We start from the raw sequence: 20,450 nt of genomic DNA, 5'->3' as shown, positions 1-20,450 counted from the left end.
GTGCTCATCTTCCGGCGCCGACCAATCGCAGCGCCGGGGGGCCACATTTGAAAGCCGGTCTTGGCCTAGCCTTGAGCATGATCGTCTGGTCGGCCGCGGCGGCGGAGCCAGTTGTGGTGACCCAGCCCGATTGGATCGAACAACCGAGCGGATCAGACCTGGCGGATGCCTATCCGAAGGTCGCTGAAGCGCGCTCGATCGAAGGCGAGGCGACCATCTCTTGTAAGGTCGACGCTTCAGGCAGCTTGCGAGCGTGCATCGCCGTCAGCGAGTCTCCAAAAGGGTATGGCTTCGGCGCGGCGGCGCTTGCGATGGCGTCGCGATTTCGCATGAGCCCAATGTTGATCAACGGTCAGGCCGTAGATGACGGTAAGATCATAATCCCAATAAGCTTTCGACTGTCGCCACAGTCTGCGGATTCAAATCCTTGGATTGATCACCCACTATCAGCAGCGTTCTCGACGCTTCTTGTCTTGGGATTTGGCATCTATTTCGGAGCACGGATTATTCTAAAGCCGGTGCTGGCGTTCAGGACCTCGCCAGAAGCTGACGTGACCCGCATACGCGCCAACTTGGGAGGCATCTATGGCGAAGCTGGCCCGTCGAGGGAGGTGCTCGATATCGTGCATGACGGAGGGACCCTGCCGACCCGCAGCACGGACGCAGAGCGCATCTATCGCGTCACGCTCCACAGGCCTGACGGAGCCACAGAACAACGCACAGTCAGGATCGAGGTCGCCTTTCTCGGAGAAGGCCGAATGCACCTGGATCCTCTGCGCTGATGCAGGCGCTGCGTCGGCTAGCTCCGTTCGTGGAGCGGGCCTTGGAGATGGCGCGAGCCCGACGTCGGCTCGGCACACCGACCAGACTCGCCTTCAATCCGGTCGCTGCCATTCGCTGACCCCGACCTTGCAGGCGAAGCGAACCGCCGGCGCCTCGGCCTCCGCCGTGGCCCAGGTCTCGACGCGCTCGCCCGGCTTGAGCTGAGCCACGTTGGCGGTCGCAACGGCGACGAGGGCGCCACGGGCGTCGTAGGCGTTGCAGGCGACGTCGACGAGCCAGGCCTTCACCTGGCTGCGGTTCTCGAGGGAAAGTTGGACATTCGGGCGCGTCGCGCCCCATTGGGCGCGCGCCCAGATCCCGTAGGGCGCAGCGATGCTGTTGGCGAGCGCGGCGGCGAACACGATCCCGATCATGGAACGAGATCTACGGGAACACCGGGCCTATCCCCAAACTGAATTTGGCTGGGCGAAGACCCCTCCTCGCCAGTCACCCCTCCAGCAGACGCATGCCGCCGCTCGCGGCGCGGCGGTCGAATGTGGCGGTGAATTCGCATCCGGCCCGGCGTCCAGTCTGGGCGATCACGGCGTCGGCATAGTCGATGCTCGTCGCGGCGAACTGGTTCAGCGCGAGGTAGTGGGTCTCGGAGTCCTCGATGACGAGGTCGCGGGCTCGCAGCAGGCCCTCGATGACCTGGAGGATCTCGGCCTTCGCCGTCTTATAGGCCCGGGCCAGCACCCAGACGGTCTCCACCAGGGTGACCGTGGAGACAAAGCCCGGCGCCTCGGCGGTGAAGCCGTCGATCAGTCGCGCCGCGAGCGCGGCCTGGGTGGGCTCGTCCTGGGCGATGTAGCGGACCAGGACGTCGGTATCGAGACCGATCACTCGCCCTTCGCACCAGCCTCGATCGCCGCGTCCATCTGTTCGAGCGATACGGCCCGGTCGCGCCGGGGCAGCAGCCCTTTCAGCGCGCGGATGGAGTGCGACGCCGGCACGATGGCGTAGGTCCCGTCGTCCAGCCGGATGAAGTCGAGCCGGTCGCCGGTGGAAACCCCCAGGGCGGCCCTGACCTCCCGCGGCAAGGTCACCTGTCCTTTGGACGAAATGGTCGCCGTCGCCATTCGGGCGCCTCCTTACATTTAGTAAGGACAAAAGTAAGATAGCGGTCCAGGCGGCGCAAGGGCTCGCCACGGCTTGACAAACCCCACCAATCGTTCGTGGTTTGTTCGCCGCATGACCGCCGCCGCCGCAACCTCCGCCCCCGAGCCCCAGGCCGACGCCTGGGAGGCCGAGGCGCAGGCCCGCGCCGTGGCCCAGCGGCAGCTGCAGGTGCTGGGGCGGCTGGCGGAGATCGGGCTGTCCATCGCCGGCGCCCTCGAACAGCAGGTGACAGCCGAGGGCGCCAAGCTGGCCGCAGGTGACGCGGCGCTCGCCTACGCCCGGGTCTCGCGGGCCGTGCGGCTGAGCCTGGCCCTGCAGTCGAGCGTGCTGGAGGGCTTGCAGGCGCTGGACCGGGCCGCCGGCAGCCGCCTCTACGAACAGCGCTGCAAGGCCGAGCGCGACCGGCAGCTGCGCGCCCAGGCTCACAGGGAGCGCGTCGACCGCGTCCTCGACCGGGTGATCGAGAAAGAGGCCACGAGCGAGGCCGAGGGCGAGCGCCTGGCCGGCGAGGCCCATGAGCGGCTGGAGCGCGACGACATCTACGGCGACCTGGCCGAAAGGTCGGTCAGCGAGATCATCGACCGGGTCTGCCGCGACCTCGGCCTCTCCCCCGACTGGCCCAGCCTCGCGCAGGAGGCCTGGGCGCAGGAAGAGATCGAAGCCCGCACGGCCGCGGCGCCGCTCGCGGCCCTGGGCGGGCCAGACCCGCCCGCCGCTCCGCGTCGGAAAGTCGGTCCACGAAATACACGAAATACACGAAAGACCTTGAGCCAGGCGCCATGACTGACCGGCCCAAGGCCGGTCGCCCAATCCACCGGACGCCGGACGAACGCCCCCTCTCGGCGCGGCCCCTTTCGTGTATTTCGTGTATTTCGTGGACCACTTCAGCCCGGCTCTCGGCCGCGCGGGCGTGACTGGCGTGGCTCCTCGCCCTCTCCACATCCGTCATTCCCGGCCTCGTGCCGGGAACCTATGCACATTCACGCCGGGCGGTGATCATGGGTGGCCGGGACGAGCCCGGCCATGACGGAGAGATGTGAGAAGGCACGGGTTCGTGGGGCCCGTGGACGGCCCCCTTCCGTGCTTTCCGTGCCTTCCGTGGTTCCAAATCTTCTAGAACAACACCCGCGGGTTCATGATCCGCTTGGGATCCAGCGCGTTGCGGATGGCGACCAGCGCCGCGATCTCCACCGGGCTCTTGTAGCGCCGCGCCTCCTCGGTCTTCATCGCGCCCAGGCCGTGCTCGGCGGAGATCGAGCCGCCCAGCCGGGCCACCAGGTCGTGCACCTGCCGCGAGCCGGCGTCGCGCCGGGCGGAATGCTCGGCGTCGACGCCGCCGTCGGGGCGCAGGACGTCATAGTGGATGTTGCCGTCGCCGATGTGGCCGAAGGCGACGATGCGGGCGTCCGGGACCACGGCGCGCACGATCGCGTCCGCCTCGCGCAGGAAGGTGGTCACCTGGCTGACCGGCACGGCGACGTCGTGCTTCCAGGTCGCGCCTTCGGTCTTCTGGGCGGGCGACTGGTTCTCGCGCAGATTCCAGATCGCCTTGGCCTGGGCGTCGGTCTGGGCGACCACGGCGTCCTGGATCAGCCCGTCCTCCAGCCCGCGCTCCAGGAAGCGCTCCATGGCGGCCTCCGAGGCGCCCGGCTCGCCGGAGCCGAACTCGGCCAGCAGGTACCAGGGATAGGCCTCGGCCAGCGGATCGCGGGCGCCGGGGATGTTCTTCAGCACGAAGTCGATCCCCTGACGGGCCATGATTTCGAAGGCCTCGACCCCGCCGCCGGTCTCCTCCTTGGCGCGGGCCAGCAGGCGGATCGCCGCCTCGGGGCTCGCGACCCCAGCGAAGGCCACCGCCCGCGAGGCCATCAGCGGGAAGAGCTTCAGCGCCGCGGCGGTGACCACGCCCAAGGTGCCTTCCGCCCCGATCAGCAGCTGTTTGAGGTCGTAGCCGGTGTTGTCCTTGCGCAGCCGCTTCAGGCCCTGCCAGATCTCCCCGTTGGGGAGCACGGCTTCCAATCCCAGGACCAGGTTGCGCGCCATGCCGTAGCGCAGCACCTGGGTGCCGCCGGCGTTGGTGGAGATCACCCCGCCCACGGTCGCGGTCCCCTCCGAGGCCAGGCCGATGGGGAACCGCCGCCGGACCTCGGCGGCGGCCTCGTGCACGGCGGCGAGCGTCGCGCCGGCCTCGACGACGATCACCTCGTCGTCGACGTCGATCTCGCGGATGGCGCGCATGCGCTCGGTCGAGAGCAGCACCTCGCCCTGGGGGATCTGGCCGCCGACCAGGCCGGTGTTGCCGCCCTGGGGCGTGATCGCCACGCCGGCCTCGAAACAGATGCCGACGATCGCGGCGACGTCCGCGGTGGTCTTCGGCAGCACCAGCAGCGGGGTCGTCCCGCGCCAGCGGTCGCGCCACTCCAGCAGCTTGGGCGCGAGGCGGTCGGGATCCTGGCTCCAGCCGCCCTCGCCCAGCACGGACTTCAGGCGGGAGAGGACGTCGGCGGGAACGGGCGCGGTCATGCGCCTGAGGATAATCCCTCAGGCGCGCGCCGTGGACTCCCGATTCCGCTAGACGCCGGCGGCCGTCAGCGCCTGCTCCAGGTCGGCCAGGATGTCGTCGATGTGCTCGATGCCGACGGAGAGGCGCACATAGCCTGGGGTCACTCCGGTCGCCGCCTGCTCCTCGGCCGTCAGCTGGGAGTGGGTGGTCGAGGCCGGGTGGATGGCCAGGCTGCGGGCGTCGCCGATATTGGCCACGTGGTAGAAGAGCTGCAGGGCGTCGATGAACCGCTTGCCGGCCTCGATCCCACCCTCCAGCTCGAAGCCCACCAGGCCGCCGTAGCCGCCCTTGAGGTAGGCGTCGGCGCGCGCCTGGGCCTTACCGCTCTGCAGGGAGGGATAGATCACCCGGGCGACGCCTTCGCGCTCCGCCAGGTGATCGGCCACGCGGCGGGCGTTGGCGCAGTGGCGCTCCATGCGCAGGGCCACGGTCTCGACGCCCTGGATGATCTGGAAGGCGTTGAACGGCGACAGCGACGCGCCGAGGTCGCGCAGCAGGATCACGCGGGCGCGGATGATGTAGGCGACCGGCCCCAGCGGCTTGACGGCTTCGGTCCAGATCGCCCCGTGATAGGAGGCGTCCGGGGTGTTCAGCAGCGGCTGGCGTTCCGGGAAGGCGGCCCAGTCGAAATTGCCGCCGTCGACGATCAGCCCGCCGATCGAGGTCCCGTGACCGCCCAGGTATTTGGTCGCCGAATAGACGACGATCGCCGCCCCATGGTCGAGCGGCCGGCAGAGCAGGGGCGCGGCCGTATTGTCCATGATCAGCGGCACGCCCAGCTCGCGGCCGATGGCCGCCACCGGGGCGATCGGGAAGACCTCCAGCAGCGGGTTCGGCAGGGTCTCGGCGTAATAGGCCCGGGTGCGGGCGTCGGTGGCCCGGCGGAAGGCTTCGGGCTCGTCCGGATCGACGAAGCGGACCTCGACCCCCTGGTCCCTGAGGGTGTTGGCGAACAGGTTCCAGGTGCCGCCGTAGAGGGCGGTGGAGCTGACGATATTGTCGCCCGCCCGCGCCAGGTTCTGCACCGCGAACGCCGAGGCCGCCTGGCCCGAGGCGACCGCCAGCGCCGCGACCCCGCCCTCGAGCGCGGCGATCCGCTTCTCGAGCACGTCGGTCGTCGGGTTCATGATCCGGGTGTAGATGTTGCCCATCTCTTGGAGCGAGAAGAGGGCGGCGGCGTGGTCGGCGTCGCGGAACTGGTAGGAGGTGGTCTGGTGGATCGGCACCGCCACCGAGCCGGTCGACGGATCGGCGCGCCAGCCGGCGTGCACCGCCAGGGTCTCGGGGCGAAGTTGCGGCTCGGACATGACGGGTTCCCTTCTCGCGCCTCGCCGGGGGGCGAGCTGGACACCGACAAATTGCATAGCTGCGTAACCGACCGCTAGAGGGGTGATCGCGCGGTCGAGCTTCCTCATGCCACATCGGCAAGAAGCCTGGCGCGGCCTAGTCTGCCGATATGGGCGAGCATTCCCGCGAGGGTCTTCACGTGAGCTACCGGGTCTACAGGCTCAATCGGGCGGGCGCGATCATCAGCGGCGAATGGATCGAGGCCGAGAGCGAGCAGGACGCGCGGCGGATGGCGCATTCGCTCTGCGACGAGGGAACCCCCAGCGTCGAGCTCTGGCAGGGCCCGCGCAAGGTCGGCGTTTTTCCGTGCAGCGACGTGGTCGCCTGAACCCGCTCCGCTTCGCCGCAGCGATACCCTTGGCTTGGCTATGGCCGCATGGCTCCGGGGCCGGTAAGGCTTGATCTCCGCCGTCAGGAACAGGGAGCCTTGCGTCTTGCGCGACGAGTCCTCGAGCCCCGAGCCGTCCTCCGAACCGTCCCACGATCACGCCTGGCCCGATCGGGGCAGGCTGTCGGCGGACGTCGCCGTCCCCTACGGCGAGATGATTGACCTGCTGCGCGGCTTTCTCGACAAGGTCTCCGGCGCCCGGCCGGACCCGGCGACGCTCGCCGACCTGACCCACGACCTCAAGGCCTGGTCCGAACGGCTGCAGGCCTGCGCCGTCGAGGAGCGCGACCAGCTGTTCGCCCGCCTGCTGGACCAGCCCGGGCGCGGCCAGACCATGTCGCCCGCCCTGGTCGTCGAGAAACAGGAGGTCGGCGACTTCCGCGGCCACGTCACCTTCGGCCGCTACTTCCTGGGCGTGAACGGGGCGGTGCACGGCGGAACCCTGCCGCTGATGTTCGACGAGGTGCTGGGCCGTGCGGCCGGGCAGCCGGGCCTGCGGCTGCGCACCGCCTATCTGAAGACCGACTTCCGCGCGCTCACCCCGCTGGACACCCGGCTGGAGGTCCGCGGCTGGCTCGACCGGCAGGAGGGCCGCAAATATTTCGTCCGTGGCGAGCTTCGCCATGGCGACGTGGTCTGCGCCGACGCCGAGGGCCTGTTCGTCGCGCTGAAGCCGGACCAGCGCTGAGGCGGATCAGCCGACGAACCCGGCGGCGCGCTTCAGCCGGTCGTTGATCGCCTCGCCCAGCCCTTCGTGCGGGATCGGCGCGACGGCGATGGCCGACGGCGCGCTGCGATCGGCGGCGCGCAGATGGGCGAAGAGGTTCGCGGCGGCTTCGCGGAGGTCCCCCGCGGGGCTCAGGTTCCAGACCCCCTCCGCTTTCGGCGTCGGGCCGAAGGCGAGATAGGCTTCACCGGGCCCGGGCGTCGCATCCAACCGAACCGGCGCCTTGGGCGCATAGTGCCGGGCGAGCCGGCCCGGCGAGCGCTTGGCGTCGGCCTCCGCCTCGGCCAACGGCCCGATCAAAGCCTCGATCTCGGCCCGCGTCACCGCGCCGGGCCTAAGCAGCCGGGCCTCGTCGAGCAGGGCCACGACGGTCGATTCCAGACCCACGGCGCAGGGACCGCCGTCCAGAGCCGCGGCCGCGGCGGCGCCGGTCTCCTCCAGCGCATCGGCGAAGGTGGTCGGGCTCGGGCGGCCGGAGCGGTTGGCGGACGGGGCGACGACCGGACCGCCGAAGGCGCTGAGCAGCCGGCGCGCCAGCGGATGGGCCGGGGCGCGCACCGCCACCGTGTCGAGGCCCGCACGGGCGAGATCGCACACCGCCTGATCGTCGGCGACCGGCAGCACCAGGGTCAGCGGCCCCGGCCAGAAGGCCTCGGCCAGGCGCTCGGCGCGGGCGTCGAAACGGGCGATGCGGCGCGCGGCCGCCAGGTCGGCCACGTGGGCGATCAGCGGATTGAAGCTCGGCCGGCCCTTGGCCTCATAGACCGCGGCGACGGCGCGCGGGTCGGACGCGTTCGCCGCCAGCCCGTAGACCGTCTCGGTCGGCAGAATCACCAACCCGCCGGCGCGCAGAGCGGCGACCGCCGTTGCGAGCGCGGCGTCGTCGGTCAAGCCTTCGGTCGGATTTGGCGGCGCGTCTGGCACGATGGCTGGTTACACCGGCCGCGTCCCAACCCCAAACCGTCATCCCGGCCCGCCTAGCGACCTGCCCCCGGCTCCGCCATCCCCCTGTACATCTCGGCGAACGAACTCTGCGGGATTACGGCCGCGCGGAACCTGTTCTTGAAACCGGCGACCACGTCGCCCTCGCCCCTCATCATCGCTTCGAAGCCGACTTTGGCGACCATGGCGGGGTCGTCCTTCCTGGAGGTCCGGACCTTGCTGTCCGAAATGCCCGCACGCTCGAAGAAGTCGGTGTCGGTCGCCCCGGGCAGCAGGCAGGTCACGGTGATCCCGGTGTCCTTCAGCTCCCGCCTCAGGGCGAGGGAGAAGGAATCGATGAAGGCCTTGCTGGCGTTGTAGACCGCCTGGGAGATCCCCGGCATCAGGGCGGCGATCGAGCCGACGAAGAGGATCCGGCCGCGGTCCCGCTCGCGCATCTTCTGGCCCAGCCTGTGCACCAGATAGAGCGTTCCGGTGATGTTGGTGTCGATCACATGGCGCCACTCGTTCAGCTGCTGGTCGAGGAAGCCACGGCCCAGCCCGTGGCCGGCGTTGGCCATCAGGAGGTCGACCGGACGATCGCCGATCAGCGCGATGAGCTTCTCCTCGCCGTCGCGTGTGGCGAGATCGACCTGGATGTGGTCGACCCAGCCGCCCAGTTGGCGGAGCGCCTGGGCCGCCTCGACGATCTCCGGACGGTCGGCGGCCAGGACCAGGTCGTGGCCGTTCTCCGCGGCAAGCTTGGCGAGCTCGTAGCCGATGCCGGAGGAGGCGCCGGTGACGACGGCGAGGGGACGGAGAGCTTCGGCCATGTCGAGCATCCTGGGCGATGTTTGGGCTCCGGCCGCCAACGGTGGGTCGCGGGGATGGTTCCCGGACCGCCTCGCTTGGATGACCGTTTTCCATGGCCTAAAGAGCGCCTGTTCACTTCTGAGCGATTTCTCCAGTCTGGGGCCTGATCCATGACCTTCCGCGCGCCTGTCCGTGAGCTGGCCTTCGCCCTGAAGACGGCGGGCTTCGAGGCCGTGCTGGAGCGCTATCCGGAGACCGACTTCGAGACCGTCGAGGCGATCCTGGAGGCGGCGGGCGCCTTCGCGGGCGAGGTGCTGGCCCCGCTGAACCGGGCGGGCGACCAGATCGGCGCGACCTACGCCAACGGCAAGGTCACCCCGGTCCCCGGCTTCGCCGAAGCCTACCGGGCCTTCGCCCGGGACGGCTGGACATCGCTGACGGCGGACCCGGAGCACGGCGGCCAGGGCCTGCCGAAGGCCGTCGAGCTGGCGGTCTCGGAGATGGTGCAGTCGGCCAACATGAGCTTCGGCCTTTGCCCCATGCTCAGCCTGGCGGCGATCGAGGCGCTGACCCTGCACGGCACCGAGCGGCAGAAACGTCTGGTCCTGCCCAAGCTGGTCAGCGGCGAATGGACCGGGGCCATGGTGCTGACCGAGCCCCAGGCCGGCACCGACCTGGCGGCGCTGGCCGCCGTCGCCAGGCCCGACGGCGCGGGCGGCTACCGGCTCTACGGCCAGAAGATCTTCATCACCTGGGGCGACCACGACATGACGGACAATCTCGTCCATCTGGTCATCGCCCGCACCCCCGACGCCCCGCCCGGGGTGAAGGGCATCAGCCTGTTCCTCACCTCCAAGCGGCTGATCGACGAGGACGGCGAGCTCGGGAGCCCGAACGACTTCCGGCCGATCTCCATCGAGCACAAGATGGGCATCCACGGCTCGCCCACCTGCGTCATGCTCTACGACGGGGCCCAGGCCGAGCTGGTCGGCGAGCTGAACCAGGGCCTGGCGCACATGTTCGTCATGATGAACGCCGCCCGCCTCGAGGTCGGGGTGCAGGGCGTGGCGATCGCCGAGCGGGCCTTCCAGCAGGCCCTGGCCTTTTCCCAGGAGCGGGTGCAGGGCAAGGCGCTGTGGTCCGCCGGCCCCTCGGGGCCGATCTACGACCATCCGGACGTGCGCCGCACCCTGATGCTGGCCAAGGCCAAGATCGAGGCCGCGCGAGGGATCTGCCTGATGACCGGGGTGCTGGCCGACCTCGCCAAGGTCGCCGCCAGCGAGGAGGACCGCGCCGCCGCCCTGGTCCGCCAGGAGCTCTTGACCCCGATCGCCAAGGCCTGGTCGACCGACGTCGGCGTCGAGGTTTCCTCGGCCGCCCTGCAGGTGCACGGCGGCATGGGCTTCATCGAGGAGACTGGCGCGGCCCAGCACTATCGCGACGCCCGCATCGCCCCGATCTACGAGGGGACCAACGGCATCCAGGCCATCGACCTGTCGGGGCGCAAGCTGAAGACGACCAATGGATCGGCCATGCGCGAGGTCTGCGCCGAGATCCTGCTGACCGCCGAGGCGCTCACCGAAAGCCCCGACCTCATCCAGGTCGGCCGCCGGCTGGCGGCTGGCGCCCAGGCCCTGGAAAAGGCCACCGACTGGCAGCTCGCCCACCAGGGCGCCGACAGCCTGACCTCGGCCACCCCCTATCTGAAACTGGCCGGCGACGTCATCGGCGGCTGGGTCCTGGCCCGCCAGGCGCTGGCGGCCGCCGGCTCGGACGCGCCCTGGCTGCAGGCCAAGGCTCCGCTCGCCAAGCTCTACGCCAGCCAGGTCCTGGCCCAGGCCCCCGGCCTCGCCGAGGGCGTCATGGACACCCTGCCCGAGATGGCCGCGATCACGCCAGACGCCCTGGTCGGCTGAGCCCGGCTGACGCTTGGACTTCGCCGCCTTCTTCGCCCGCCATCCGGTCGCGGTCGCCCGCGACCTGATCGGCTGGACCCTGACGCTGGACGGCGTCGGCGGGCGGATCGTCGAGACCGAGGCCTATCATCACGAAGATCCGGCGGCGCACAGCTTCATCGGCCCCACGCCGCGCAACGGCGTCATGTTCGGGCCGGTCGGCCGCGCCTACGTCTATCGCTCCTACGGCGTCCATTGGTGCCTGAACCTGGTCTGCGGCGAGGACCCCGGCAGCGCGGTCCTGATCCGCGCCCTGGAGCCCGTGGCTGGGATCGCCGTGATGCGCGAACGCCGGGCCTTGAGCGAGCTGCGGAGCCTCTGCTCCGGACCAGGGAAACTGTGCCAGGCGCTGGCCGTCACCCGCGCCCACGACGGCCTGGCGGTCGATGAAGCGCCCTTCGCCATTCGGCCGGGCGAAGCGGCGGGGGTCGTCGAAGGCCCCAGGATCGGCATCAGCAAGGCGGCGGACCTGCCCTGGCGGTTCGGCGAGGCCGGGTCGCGGTTTCTGAGCAGGCCGTTTCCGAAGGTCTAGTTCCTTCTCCACCCTAAAGCCGTCATTCCCGGCCTTGTGCCGGGAACCCATGCACACGGCGCGACGGAGGTCGCCCTGCGCCGTCAACGTTCATGGGTGGCCGGGACGGGGCCCGGCCATGACGGCTGAAGTAAGCAGGAGAGAGCGCCTACAGCTGGGCCAGCAGGTAGTCCGCGGTCGACACCTTGAACTCACCGGGCGCCTCGACGTTGAGCTCGGTCACCACGCCGTCGTCGACGAGCATCGAATAGCGCTGCGAGCGCTTGCCCATGCCGAAGCCGGTGGCGTCCATCTCCAGGCCGATCGCCTTGGTGAAGTCGCCGCTGCCGTCGCCCAGCATGACGATGTCCTCGCCGACCGCCTGGTCCTCGGCCCAGGCGCGCATGACGAAGGCGTCATTGACCGAGATGCAGGCGATCACGTCGACGCCCCTGGCCTTGATCTCGCCCGCGAGCTGCCGGAAGCCCGGCAGGTGCTTGGCCGAACAGGTGGGCGTAAACGCGCCCGGCACGGCGAACAGGGCGACGCGCTTGCCCTTGAAGACCTCGTCGGTGGTCACGGGCTTGGGGCCCTCGGCCGTGGCTTCGCTCAGCTTCACGCTCGGCAGCTTGTCGCCAACCTTGATCGTCATGGCCGTCTCTCCTCAGGCCCCAAACGGGGCGAATCTCAAGCTTGGCAGATAGCGACAGTTCCGCACGCTTCAACCAACCTCTTACGATCGCGCTTGAAAGCCTGGCGTTCCAGGCCAAATCTCCTGGGGATGGATGACGGCTTCCTCTCCGGCCAACTGCTGATCGCCATGCCCGGCATCTCGGACCCGCGGTTCGAGCGCGCCGTGATCCTCGTCTGCGCCCACGATCCCGAGCACGCCATGGGCCTGGCGGTGAACCGGCCGGTCGAGGGGCTGAACGTTCCCGACCTGCTCGAACGGCTGGACATCAAGTCGGAGATCAAGGCCCCGCCGGACCTGGTGCTGATGGGCGGCCCCGTCGAGCGCGAACGCGGCTTCGTGCTGCACACCGACGACTACTGCGGCGAGCACTCCCTGGCGATCGGCGGCGGCCTGGCGATCACGGCGACCCGCGACGTTCTTGAGGCCATGGCCCAGGCCGAAGGCCATCCCCGCCGCGCCCTGCTGGCGCTGGGCTACGCCGGCTGGGGCGCCGGCCAGCTGGAGACGGAGATCAAGGAGAACGTCTGGCTGACCTGCGACGCCGACGAGCAGCTGATCTTCGACAGCGGCCACGCGGCCAAATGGACCCGCGCGCTCGGCAAGCTCGGCATCGATCCCCAGCGGCTCAGCTCGGCGGCGGGACGAGCCTAACCCGCTTTTCGCGCTGGCCGGCCCTCAACGTCGCAGGCTTCGATATAGGCGAGCGCATCGCCAGGGCTGAGCGCCTGCGAGAAGCTGAAGCCCTGGCCGTAGTCGCAGCCGAGCGCCTGCAGCCGCAGGGCCGTGGCGGCGTCCTCCACCCCCTCGGCCACCACCTCCAGCGCCAGGTCCTGGCCAAGCTTGATGATCGAGGAGACGATTTTCGCCGAGCCCGGGTCGGCGGTCATGGTGCGCACGAAGTAGCCGTCGATCTTCAGCGTGTCGAACGGCAGGCGCGTCAGATAGGAGAGCGACGAAAAGCCGACGCCGAAGTCGTCCAGGGCCAGGGTCACCCCGGCGGCGCGCAGATTGTGCAGGGTGACCGCCGCGCGCTCCGGATCGCGCATCACGTCGCCCTCGGTGACCTCCAGCTTCAGCGCGCCGGGCGGCAGGTCGGCGCTGCGGCGCAGGTCGCAGGCCTCGGCCAGCAGGTCGGGCCGGTCCAGCTCGCCCACCGACAGGTTGACCGCCACCGTCAGCCCCGCCGCGGCGGGTCGCAGGCGCCGCCAGGCGCCCAGCTGGGCGGCGGCCTCGCGGCGCATCATGACGCCCAGCTCGCCCATCATGCCGAGCTCCTCGCAGAGCGGCAGGAAGTGTTCGGGCGTCAGCAGGCCGCGGCGCGGGTGACGCCAGCGCACCAGGGCCTCGAACCCGGCCAGCGCCCCGGTCCCCAGACGCACGATCGGCTGGTAGAAGGGCCCCAGCTCGCCACGTTCGATCGCGCCCTTCAGGTCGGCTTCCAGCGCCAGCCGCGAGAGGCCGTCGCCTTCCAGCGGAGGGCCGAGGCGCCGGAAGCCCGCCTTGCCGGCTTCGACCTTCAGCTCCACGCGGCGCAGCAGCTCGGTGGCCTCCGGAGCGTCGGGTCCGCCGCGGACCTCGACCACGCCCAGCGACATCTTCGGATGGATGTCGAAGCCGGCGACCCGCATCGGCCGTTCCAGTTCGCGACGCAGGTGCTCGACGCCGGGGCCGGTCGCGGCCGGGAACAGGGCGGCGAACTCATCCTCGCCGATCCGGGCGACGATGGCCTTCGGCGACAGCGCGGCCGCGAGCCGCGCGCCCAGCGCCGCCAGCACCAGGTCCGCGCGCTCGTGGCCCAGGGCTTCGTTCAGCCGGCGCAGACGGTCGAGATCGGCGACGACCAGCTGGTGCTGGCCGGGCGCCTGAAGGCGCTCGCGGGCGCAGCGGATGAAGCTCCGGCGGTCGAGCAGGCCGGTCAGGCTGTCATGGTCGGCGGCGGCGAACCGGGTCTGGGGCGCCAGCACGCCTGTCGCGCGGCCGCCTTCTAGCCAACGCCCGCGCCAGACGCAGGGCTCGGCGCCGCGCATCCGGATCCGCGCGACCACCTCGGCGCCGGGCGCGCGCGGCTCGAGCAGCTCATCGGCCTGGTTGCGGTCCTGCGGCAGGACGAGGGCGCGGAAGGCGGCGGAAGAACAGTCGGGGACGAGCGGGCCAAGGCCCAGGGCGCGCGCCGCTCCGGCGAGCTGCAGCCGGTCGTCGTCCGGCGACCACGCCCAGAGCGCAGCCTCACCCGCGCCAAGGGCGGCGAGGGTCGTGGAAACGTCCCAGATCCAGCCGCCGTCGGACATCGGGCGCGCTTGCCTGCCTCACCGCGGCCCGCGCCGTTCGCGAGGAACAGCCGAAGCGCAGCACTTAAAAACTGCAGGCGCCGCTCACACCGACGCCCCGGGATCCGGCCCCTCAGGCGCGCTGAAGGGCGAGACCTGACCGAAGAGCACATGATCTCGCCAAACGCCGTTAATTTTCAAATAAGCTTTGGCGTAGCCCTCTTCGTCGAAGCCGGCCTTGACCAGCAGCCGTCGCGAGGGGCCGTTGTCCGGAATGCAGGCCGCTTCAATGCGGTGAAGCCCCAGGGTGCGGAAGGCGAAATCGCTGACGGCGCGCACCGCCGCCAGCGTATGGCCCTGGCGCGTATAGGGCCGGCCGCACCAATAGCCCACCGAAGCCATCTGGGCGACGCCGCGACGGACGTTCGACAGGGTGATGCCGCCGGTGAGCGCATCGTCCGAACCGCGAAAAATGAAGAAGGGATAGGCCACGCCGAGATCGCGATCGCGCGCATAGGCCGTCAATCGGCGACGAAATGCCGCGCGGGTCAGGTCGTCGGAGGGCCAGACCGGCTCCCAGGGCTGCAGGAAGGACCTCGAAGCCGCCCGCAGTTCGCGCCATTCGGCGTAGTCCGCCGCCCGCGGCGGACGCAGATAGATCGCCTCCGCGTCGAGACGCAGGCCGCTCTCCGGCGCAATCCAGTCCAGCAAGGCCATCCCCGCAGCGTCGCCGATTTCCAGAATGCGTCAAGTTTCGCTGAACCCTAGCCGAACAGCGCCTTCTCGAAGGCCGGCGCGGCCTTCATCGAGGCCTTGGGGCCCAGCACGGCGACCACGCTGCGGCGCTGCGCGAGGATGGTCTCGGTCAGGCGCACGAGGTCGGCCGCGACGACAGCGTCCACCTCCGCAGCCAGCTCCTCCGGCTCCAGCACCCGGCCGAACATCAACACGTGGCCGGCGGCCTGTTCGGCGCGGGAGAGCGGCTGCTCGCGGGCCATGAACATCGAGCCCTTCAGCTGGGCCTTGGCGCGGGCGAGCTCGGCCTCGTCCACCGCCGTGGTCATGCCGGCGATCTCGCCCGCGGCCACCCTGACCAACTCCGCGGCGTCGCCCGCCGCGCAGCCGGCGAAGACGCCGAGCACGCCGGTGTCGTCGTAGGTCTCGCAGTAGGCGTCGATGGCGTAGGCCAGGCCGCGCTTCTCGCGGGCCTCCTGGAACAGCCGCGAGGCCATGCCCCCGCCGAGGATCTCGGCCAGCAGGCGAAGGGCGAAATAGTCGGGATGCAGGGTGCCGACGGCCGGCAGCAGCAGCACGAGGTTGGCCTGCTCCAGTCGCTTGGGGGTCGGACGCTGGCCGCCGTGGAAGGCCGCAGGCTCGTCCTCCGGAGGCGGGGCGGCCGCCTTCGCGTCGCCGTAGTCGCGCTCGGCGAGCGCCAGCACCTGCGCCTCCTCCACCGCGCCGGCGGCGCTGACGACCAGGCTGTCGGGGGAATAGAGGGCCCCGCGCCAGGCGCTGAGCGTCTCCGGCGTCGCGGTGGCGATCGAGTCCGGGGTGCCGAGGATCGAACGGCCGAGGGAATGGCCCTCGAAGGCCGCGCTCTGGGCCAGCTCGAAGACGAGGTCGTCGGGGGCGTCGGCGGCCTCGGCGATCTCCTGGCCCACCACCTGCTTCTCGCGGGCGAGGTCGTCCGGGTCCATGTGCGGGCGCAGCACCAGGTCGGCGATCACCGCCGAACCGAGGTCCAGGCCATGCTTCAGGGCGCGGACCTGGTAGCTGGTGCGCTCATAGCCGGTGGCGGCGTTGATGTGGCCGCCTTCGGCCTCGATGGCCTCGACGACCCCGCGGGCCGAGCGACCGCCGGCCCCCTTGAAGACCATGTGCTCCAGCAGATGCGACCATCCGGAGCGGGCGGCGTCCTCACTGCGCGCGCCGCGGCCGGCGACGACCGACAGCGCTACGGTCTGCAACCCCGGCATCGGGTCGCAGACGACGCGCACGCCGTTGGCGAGGGTATGAACCCGGGGGGCTGTCGTCTTAGGCCTCGGCGAAGGTGCGGACATAGGCCTTGATCGTCTCCGTCTCGGCCGCAAGCCGGTCAAAACGCTCGGGCCGGTCGGCGAGATCCGCCGCCCCGCGCGGCAACTGCGGCATAAGGCCGGACACCTTGGCCACGTCCTCGGGGAACTTGGAAGCGTGCGCCGTGGACAGCACCACGACCGGGCCGGGCGTATCCGCAGCCCGGCCGAGCGCGGAGACCGCCACCGCCGTGTGCGGATCGATCAGCTGGCCCGAGGAATTCAGCGTGGCGACGATGGCCTTGGCGGTGTCGTCCTCGCCGACGCCGACGCCGCGGAACATCTGGCGCATGACCGAAAGCGCGTCCGCCGGGACCTCGATCACCCCGGTCGTATTGAAGCCCTCGAAGGCCTGGGCCGTGACGGCGGCGTCGCGGCCGACCGCCTCGAAATAGAGCCGTTCGAAGTTGGACGCCGACTGGATGTCCATCGCCGGGCTCATGGTGGCGTGCACCTGGCCGCGGGCGTAGCGGCCGTCCTCGAAGGCATGGGCCAGGATGTCGTTGGAATTGGTGGCGACCACGATGCGGGCGATCGGCAGGCCCATGCGGCTGGCCACGAAGCCTGCGAAGGCGTCGCCGAAATTGCCCGAGGGCACGCAGAAGCTGACCGATCGGTCAGGCGCGCCCAGCGCAACCGCGCTGGTGAAGTAGTAGACCGCCTGGGCGGCGATACGCGCGAAGTTGATCGAGTTGACGCCCGACAGGTCCACCGCCTGGCGCAGCGCCTGGTCCTGGAAGGCCTGTTTCACGATCGCCTGGCAGTCGTCGAAGGTGCCGCGCACGGCGACGCAGGCGACGTTGGCGTCGGCGGCCGTGGTCATGAAGCGCCGCTGCACCTCGCTGATCCGCCCCTCGGGGAAGAGGGCGATCACCTTGACGTGTTTGCGGCCGCGGAAGGCCTCGACGGCGGCGCCGCCGGTGTCGCCCGAGGTGGCGCACAGGATGGTCTGGACGCGGTTCTGCTGGCCCAGCACATGGTCGTAGAGACGCGCCAGGATCTGCATGGCGACATCTTTGAACGCCAGGCTGGGGCCGTGCCACAGCTCGGCCATGAAGGTGTCGGGGCCCAGCTGGACGAGCGGGACGACCGCGGCGTGCTTGAAGGTCGCGTAGGCCTCGCGGCACATTTCGGTGAGCGTCGCAGGCGCGATCTCGTCGCCGGCGAAGGCGCCCATCACCGCGGCGGCGACCTCATAGTAGGGCCGGCCGGCGAAGCCCGCGATCTCCTCGCGCGTGAAGGCGGGCCAGGTTTCCGGCACATAGAGGCCGCCGTCGGGGGCAAGGCCCGCGAGCACCGCATCGACGAAACCCACCGCGGGCGACTGGCCTCGCGTCGAGACGTAACGCATCTAATTCTTCCGCCTTCTCAAGAGGACGGCGGCATAGACGCCGGCCAGGGCCGCGGCAAGGCCGAACCAGGTCAAGGCATAATCCAGGTGCCGGTTGGGGATCTCGGCCGGCAGCGGGGCCGGCTCCAGCGCGGCGAAGCCCGGGTTGGACGAGGTCTCGGCGAACAGGAAGATCGGCGCCGGCAGAGGCGCGCCCAGCGCCTTGGCCATGGCCGGCACGTCGCGCGAATACCAGCGATCCGCGGCGGCGCCGTTCTTCGGCGTCATGAAGGTGGCGCGGTCGGGAATGCGCAGCACGCCCACGACCTCGACTGGGGCCGTGATCGTCCGGTCGACCGCGGGCCGCGCCGTGACGGTGTCGATGACGAAGCCGCGATCGACCAGGACGGTGCGGTAGCGGTTGCTCGTCACGGCGCAGGCCGAGACCAGGCGCCAGCCGGCCTGGCCGTCCTTCAGGCCATAGAGCTCGAGGAAGGGCGCGGCGCCCAGGCCCGGGCAGGACAGCCGCACGCGGGTGAAGTCGACGTTGCGGCCGCCGGCCAGGGCGTCGAGCTCGGGCTCCAGCGGCCGCGCCGGCGCGCTCTGCAGGGCGGCGATGTGGGCGAGGAGGGCTTCCTTCCACGTCAGCCGCTGCAGCTGCCAGACGCCGAGACCGATCAGCAGGACGAGGGCCAGCGCCGTGGCCACGGTCAGGCCAAGCGGAAATCCCGTAGCGCGCGGCGACGCGGCGGGCGCCGGCGGCAGCTGCGGCTCCCAGCTGTCAGCCATGACGGGATTCGGAGGCCTTGTTCTTGAACTGGGAGGCCAGCAGCAGGCCCTTGGTGGGTCGAAGCAGCGCCAGGCAGAGGATCAAGGTGGCCGGCAGCCAGACGATCAGGTGCACCCAGACCGGCGGATGGAGCGCCACTTCGGTGAACAGCGCTGCGAAGGCGACGACGAAGCCTGCGATCAGAATGACGAAGACCGCCGGCCCATCGCCGGAATCGGCCGCCGCCAGATCGAAGCCGCAGGCTTCGCATTGAGGCGCCACCTTGAGGAAACCCTCGTAGAGGCGCCCCTCGCCGCAATTGGGGCAGCGGCCCGTCAGTCCCGCCAGGAACGGGTTGGGGCCGTGCGCCACGATCAGTGGGCGCCGCCGGCGTGCGTCCCGAACACCACGTAGATGAAGGCGAACAGGAACAGCCACACCACGTCGACGAAGTGCCAGTACCAGGCCGCCGCCTCGAAGCCGAAATGCTTCTGCGGGGTGAAGGCCCCGTTCATCAGGCGCAGCAGGCAGACCAGCAGGAAGATGGTGCCGATCAGCACGTGGAAGCCGTGGAAGCCCGTGGCCATGAAGAAGGTCGAGCCGTAGAGGCCCGAGTTCACCGCCTCGGTGTTGAAGAAGTATTTGTGCTCGAGGATGTGCGCGTACTCGAACACCTGGATCGCGGTGAACAGCACGCCCAGCAGCACCGTCAGCAGCAGGCCGAGCTTGGCGCCCTTGCGGTCGCCCTGTTGCAGGGCGTGGTGCGCCCAGGTGACCGTCGTGCCCGAGAGCAGCAGGGTCAGGGTGTTGACCAGCGGCAGGTGCCAGGCGGAGACCGTCTCGACGCCGTGCGGCGGCCAGGTCGCCCAGGCGGTTCGCACTTCTTCGATCGAGGAGAGGGTCCGGTGCTGATGGAACAGCGCCATCTCGAAGAACATCCAGAACCAGGCGACGAAGAACATCACTTCGGAAGCGATGAACAGGATCATGCCGTAGCGCAGGCCGAGCGAGACGACCGGCGTGTGGTCGCCCTGGTTGGCTTCCTTCACCACGTCGCGCCACCAGCCGAACATGGTGTAGAGCACGCCGGCGAGGCCGATGAAGAACAGCCACGAGGTGTGTTTGGGCAGGCCGAACAGGCCCTTCATCCAGACGACCCCGCCCAGCGCCATCACCGTCGCCGACACAGAGGCGACGAGCGGCCACGGGCTCGGGCTTAGCAGGTGATAGTCGTGCTTCACGCCTTGGGCCATCTCGGTCCTAATCCTCTAATTCCCCCAAGCGGCCACGAGCCCGCAAATCGCGGGGCGGGCGCAGGCCGGTTCGGGTGACGCTATAGCCCCGCCCTGCGGGGTCCGCCAAGGGGAAACGCGGCAGGAATGCGCCGCCCCGCGCCCAACCGTCTCCCCGCAGTCGGGGCGACGGCTCAAAGTCAACTTTTCGGCCCAGCCGGCGGCGCGTCGGTCGCCGGATAGAAGGTGTAGGAGAGGGTGATCTCCGACTTGGTCTTGGTCTCGAAATCCTGGGCGTACTTCGGATCGACGAAATAGAGCACCGGCATCTCCACCGTCTGGTGAGCGCCGATGGTCTGGTCGGAGAAGCAGAAGCATTGCAGCTTCTGGAAGTAGGGACCCGCCTGTTCCGGCACGACGTTGAACACCGCGCGCGCCGTGACCGGCGTGTCGGAATTGTTCGCCACCTTGAAGAAGGCCAGCTTGGTCTCGCCGAGCTGCACCTTCTGGGCGGTCTGCTCGGCGGTGAAGTCCCACGGCAGGTCGCGGACGTTGGCGTCGAAGCGCACCGTCACGGACTGGGTCGCGACCGTCGTGGGCGCCGCCTTGGCGCGGCGGACCGTGCCGTCGAAGCCGGTCGCCTGGCAGAAGGCGCGATAGAGCGGGATCGAGGCGTAGGCCGCGCCGATCATGCCGAAGAAGACAGCCCCGCAGATCACCGCCACGTTGCGGTTGCGGCGCGCCTTCGGCGACAGCTCGCGCTTAGAAGGGGCGTTGGGCGACATTGGACCCGAGCCTCACGATGGTGACGACGAAGATCAGGGCGACGAACAGCAACAGGCCGAGCGCCAGCGCGATATTGCGCCCGCGCCTGGCCTTGCTCTCAGCCTCGGACTCCCGGGCGGGATTGCTCATTT

At 70.0% G+C, this 20,450-nt stretch carries 24 protein-coding genes; 7 read left to right on the top strand and 17 right to left on the bottom strand.

What is annotated here, in order from left to right:
* The first annotated feature begins 77 nt into the window (after window positions 1-77).
* Window positions 78-782 carry an energy transducer TonB gene (locus tag ACSQ2B_RS20955; protein ID WP_436053733.1) on the top strand — a complete coding sequence of 235 codons (705 nt, stop codon included), beginning with the start codon at window positions 78-80 and terminating at the stop codon, window positions 780-782.
* A gap of 93 nt (window positions 783-875) precedes the next feature.
* Here ACSQ2B_RS20955 and ACSQ2B_RS20950 read toward each other — a convergent pair whose 3' ends face one another.
* The 3 genes from ACSQ2B_RS20950 to ACSQ2B_RS20940 all read right to left on the bottom strand — a co-directional run bounded on the left by ACSQ2B_RS20950 (window position 876) and on the right by ACSQ2B_RS20940 (window position 1,901).
* Window positions 876-1,196: an FxLYD domain-containing protein gene (locus tag ACSQ2B_RS20950; RefSeq protein WP_436052942.1), complete on the bottom strand. Its 321-nt coding sequence runs from the start codon at window positions 1,194-1,196 to the stop codon at window positions 876-878.
* A gap of 73 nt (window positions 1,197-1,269) precedes the next feature.
* Window positions 1,270-1,665: a PIN domain-containing protein gene (locus ACSQ2B_RS20945; RefSeq protein ID WP_436052940.1), complete on the bottom strand. Its 396-nt coding sequence runs from the start codon at window positions 1,663-1,665 to the stop codon at window positions 1,270-1,272.
* Window positions 1,662-1,901 (bottom strand): AbrB/MazE/SpoVT family DNA-binding domain-containing protein, encoded by a 240-nt coding sequence (locus tag ACSQ2B_RS20940; RefSeq protein ID WP_436052938.1) that lies wholly within the window; start codon window positions 1,899-1,901, stop codon window positions 1,662-1,664. The genes ACSQ2B_RS20945 and ACSQ2B_RS20940 overlap by 4 nt, the downstream gene beginning before the upstream one ends.
* Before the next feature lie 112 nt (window positions 1,902-2,013).
* Here ACSQ2B_RS20940 and ACSQ2B_RS20935 point away from each other — a divergent pair, with 112 nt between their 5' ends.
* A complete protein-coding gene (locus tag ACSQ2B_RS20935; RefSeq protein ID WP_436052936.1) occupies window positions 2,014-2,724 on the top strand; it encodes a hypothetical protein in 711 nt (236 codons plus the stop codon).
* A 330-nt stretch (window positions 2,725-3,054) separates the two neighbouring features.
* Here the strand turns inward: ACSQ2B_RS20935 and ACSQ2B_RS20930 are convergent, their stop codons facing one another.
* The gene (locus tag ACSQ2B_RS20930; RefSeq protein ID WP_436052934.1) at window positions 3,055-4,464 is read right to left on the bottom strand and encodes an FAD-binding oxidoreductase; all 1,410 of its coding nucleotides are present in this window, start codon (window positions 4,462-4,464) and stop codon (window positions 3,055-3,057) included.
* A 48-nt stretch (window positions 4,465-4,512) separates the two neighbouring features.
* Complete coding sequence (locus ACSQ2B_RS20925; protein WP_436052932.1) at window positions 4,513-5,811, bottom strand: O-acetylhomoserine aminocarboxypropyltransferase/cysteine synthase family protein; 1,299 nt, start codon at window positions 5,809-5,811, stop codon at window positions 4,513-4,515.
* Window positions 5,812-5,990: 179 nt separating this feature from the next.
* On the opposite strand from ACSQ2B_RS20925, the gene ACSQ2B_RS20920 reads away from it, so the two are divergent.
* Entirely contained in the window at window positions 5,991-6,179 is a 189-nt protein-coding gene (locus ACSQ2B_RS20920) for a hypothetical protein (protein WP_436052930.1), read from the top strand.
* Between the two features lie 106 nt (window positions 6,180-6,285).
* Window positions 6,286-6,927, top strand: coding sequence for a PaaI family thioesterase (locus tag ACSQ2B_RS20915; RefSeq protein WP_436052928.1), 642 nt, complete (start codon window positions 6,286-6,288; stop codon window positions 6,925-6,927).
* A 6-nt stretch (window positions 6,928-6,933) separates the two neighbouring features.
* Here ACSQ2B_RS20915 and ACSQ2B_RS20910 read toward each other — a convergent pair whose 3' ends face one another.
* Both ACSQ2B_RS20910 and ACSQ2B_RS20905 read right to left on the bottom strand, forming a co-directional pair.
* Window positions 6,934-7,857 carry an L-threonylcarbamoyladenylate synthase gene (locus ACSQ2B_RS20910; protein WP_436052926.1) on the bottom strand — a complete coding sequence of 308 codons (924 nt, stop codon included), beginning with the start codon at window positions 7,855-7,857 and terminating at the stop codon, window positions 6,934-6,936.
* 86 nt (window positions 7,858-7,943) lie between these two features.
* Complete coding sequence (locus tag ACSQ2B_RS20905) at window positions 7,944-8,720, bottom strand: SDR family NAD(P)-dependent oxidoreductase (RefSeq protein WP_436052925.1); 777 nt, start codon at window positions 8,718-8,720, stop codon at window positions 7,944-7,946.
* Window positions 8,721-8,870: 150 nt separating this feature from the next.
* On the opposite strand from ACSQ2B_RS20905, the gene ACSQ2B_RS20900 reads away from it, so the two are divergent.
* Window positions 8,871-10,616 (top strand): acyl-CoA dehydrogenase, encoded by a 1,746-nt coding sequence (locus tag ACSQ2B_RS20900; RefSeq protein ID WP_436052923.1) that lies wholly within the window; start codon window positions 8,871-8,873, stop codon window positions 10,614-10,616.
* 13 nt (window positions 10,617-10,629) lie between these two features.
* The gene (locus tag ACSQ2B_RS20895; RefSeq protein WP_436052922.1) at window positions 10,630-11,187 is read left to right on the top strand and encodes a DNA-3-methyladenine glycosylase; all 558 of its coding nucleotides are present in this window, start codon (window positions 10,630-10,632) and stop codon (window positions 11,185-11,187) included.
* Between the two features lie 148 nt (window positions 11,188-11,335).
* Here ACSQ2B_RS20895 and ACSQ2B_RS20890 read toward each other — a convergent pair whose 3' ends face one another.
* A complete protein-coding gene (locus ACSQ2B_RS20890; RefSeq protein ID WP_436052920.1) occupies window positions 11,336-11,818 on the bottom strand; it encodes a peroxiredoxin in 483 nt (160 codons plus the stop codon).
* 129 nt (window positions 11,819-11,947) lie between these two features.
* Here ACSQ2B_RS20890 and ACSQ2B_RS20885 point away from each other — a divergent pair, with 129 nt between their 5' ends.
* Entirely contained in the window at window positions 11,948-12,511 is a 564-nt protein-coding gene (locus ACSQ2B_RS20885; protein ID WP_436052918.1) for a YqgE/AlgH family protein, read from the top strand.
* On the opposite strand, the gene ACSQ2B_RS20880 is transcribed toward ACSQ2B_RS20885, so the two are convergent.
* The 9 genes from ACSQ2B_RS20880 to ACSQ2B_RS20840 form a co-directional block, all read right to left on the bottom strand.
* Window positions 12,508-14,148: a putative bifunctional diguanylate cyclase/phosphodiesterase gene (locus ACSQ2B_RS20880; RefSeq protein WP_436052916.1), complete on the bottom strand. Its 1,641-nt coding sequence runs from the start codon at window positions 14,146-14,148 to the stop codon at window positions 12,508-12,510. The genes ACSQ2B_RS20885 and ACSQ2B_RS20880 overlap by 4 nt on opposite strands.
* 84 nt (window positions 14,149-14,232) lie before the next feature.
* A complete protein-coding gene (locus ACSQ2B_RS20875; RefSeq protein ID WP_436052915.1) occupies window positions 14,233-14,844 on the bottom strand; it encodes a GNAT family N-acetyltransferase in 612 nt (203 codons plus the stop codon).
* Window positions 14,845-14,891: 47 nt separating this feature from the next.
* Complete coding sequence (locus tag ACSQ2B_RS20870) at window positions 14,892-16,187, bottom strand: M16 family metallopeptidase (RefSeq protein WP_436052913.1); 1,296 nt, start codon at window positions 16,185-16,187, stop codon at window positions 14,892-14,894.
* Window positions 16,162-17,553, bottom strand: coding sequence for a threonine synthase (thrC, locus tag ACSQ2B_RS20865; RefSeq protein ID WP_436052911.1), 1,392 nt, complete (start codon window positions 17,551-17,553; stop codon window positions 16,162-16,164). The genes ACSQ2B_RS20870 and thrC overlap by 26 nt, the downstream gene beginning before the upstream one ends.
* Entirely contained in the window at window positions 17,554-18,321 is a 768-nt protein-coding gene (locus tag ACSQ2B_RS20860; protein WP_436052910.1) for an SURF1 family protein, read from the bottom strand. It lies immediately after the preceding gene.
* On the bottom strand, window positions 18,314-18,673 hold the full coding sequence (locus tag ACSQ2B_RS20855; RefSeq protein ID WP_436052909.1) for a DUF983 domain-containing protein: 360 nt from the start codon (window positions 18,671-18,673) through the stop codon (window positions 18,314-18,316). The genes ACSQ2B_RS20860 and ACSQ2B_RS20855 overlap by 8 nt, the downstream gene beginning before the upstream one ends.
* A 2-nt stretch (window positions 18,674-18,675) precedes the next feature.
* Window positions 18,676-19,554: a cytochrome c oxidase subunit 3 gene (locus ACSQ2B_RS20850; protein WP_436052907.1), complete on the bottom strand. Its 879-nt coding sequence runs from the start codon at window positions 19,552-19,554 to the stop codon at window positions 18,676-18,678.
* A gap of 179 nt (window positions 19,555-19,733) precedes the next feature.
* A complete protein-coding gene (locus ACSQ2B_RS20845; protein WP_436052905.1) occupies window positions 19,734-20,318 on the bottom strand; it encodes a cytochrome c oxidase assembly protein in 585 nt (194 codons plus the stop codon).
* Complete coding sequence (locus tag ACSQ2B_RS20840) at window positions 20,296-20,448, bottom strand: hypothetical protein (RefSeq protein WP_436052903.1); 153 nt, start codon at window positions 20,446-20,448, stop codon at window positions 20,296-20,298. The genes ACSQ2B_RS20845 and ACSQ2B_RS20840 overlap by 23 nt, the downstream gene beginning before the upstream one ends.
* Between the last annotated feature and the right edge of the window lie 2 nt (window positions 20,449-20,450).

The organism is Phenylobacterium sp. LjRoot225 (assembly GCF_964252855.1).
Lineage (GTDB): Bacteria > Pseudomonadota > Alphaproteobacteria > Caulobacterales > Caulobacteraceae > Phenylobacterium.
The sequence above is the reverse complement of the archived record's forward strand: the minus strand, read 5'-3'. Positions and strand labels throughout refer to the sequence as shown.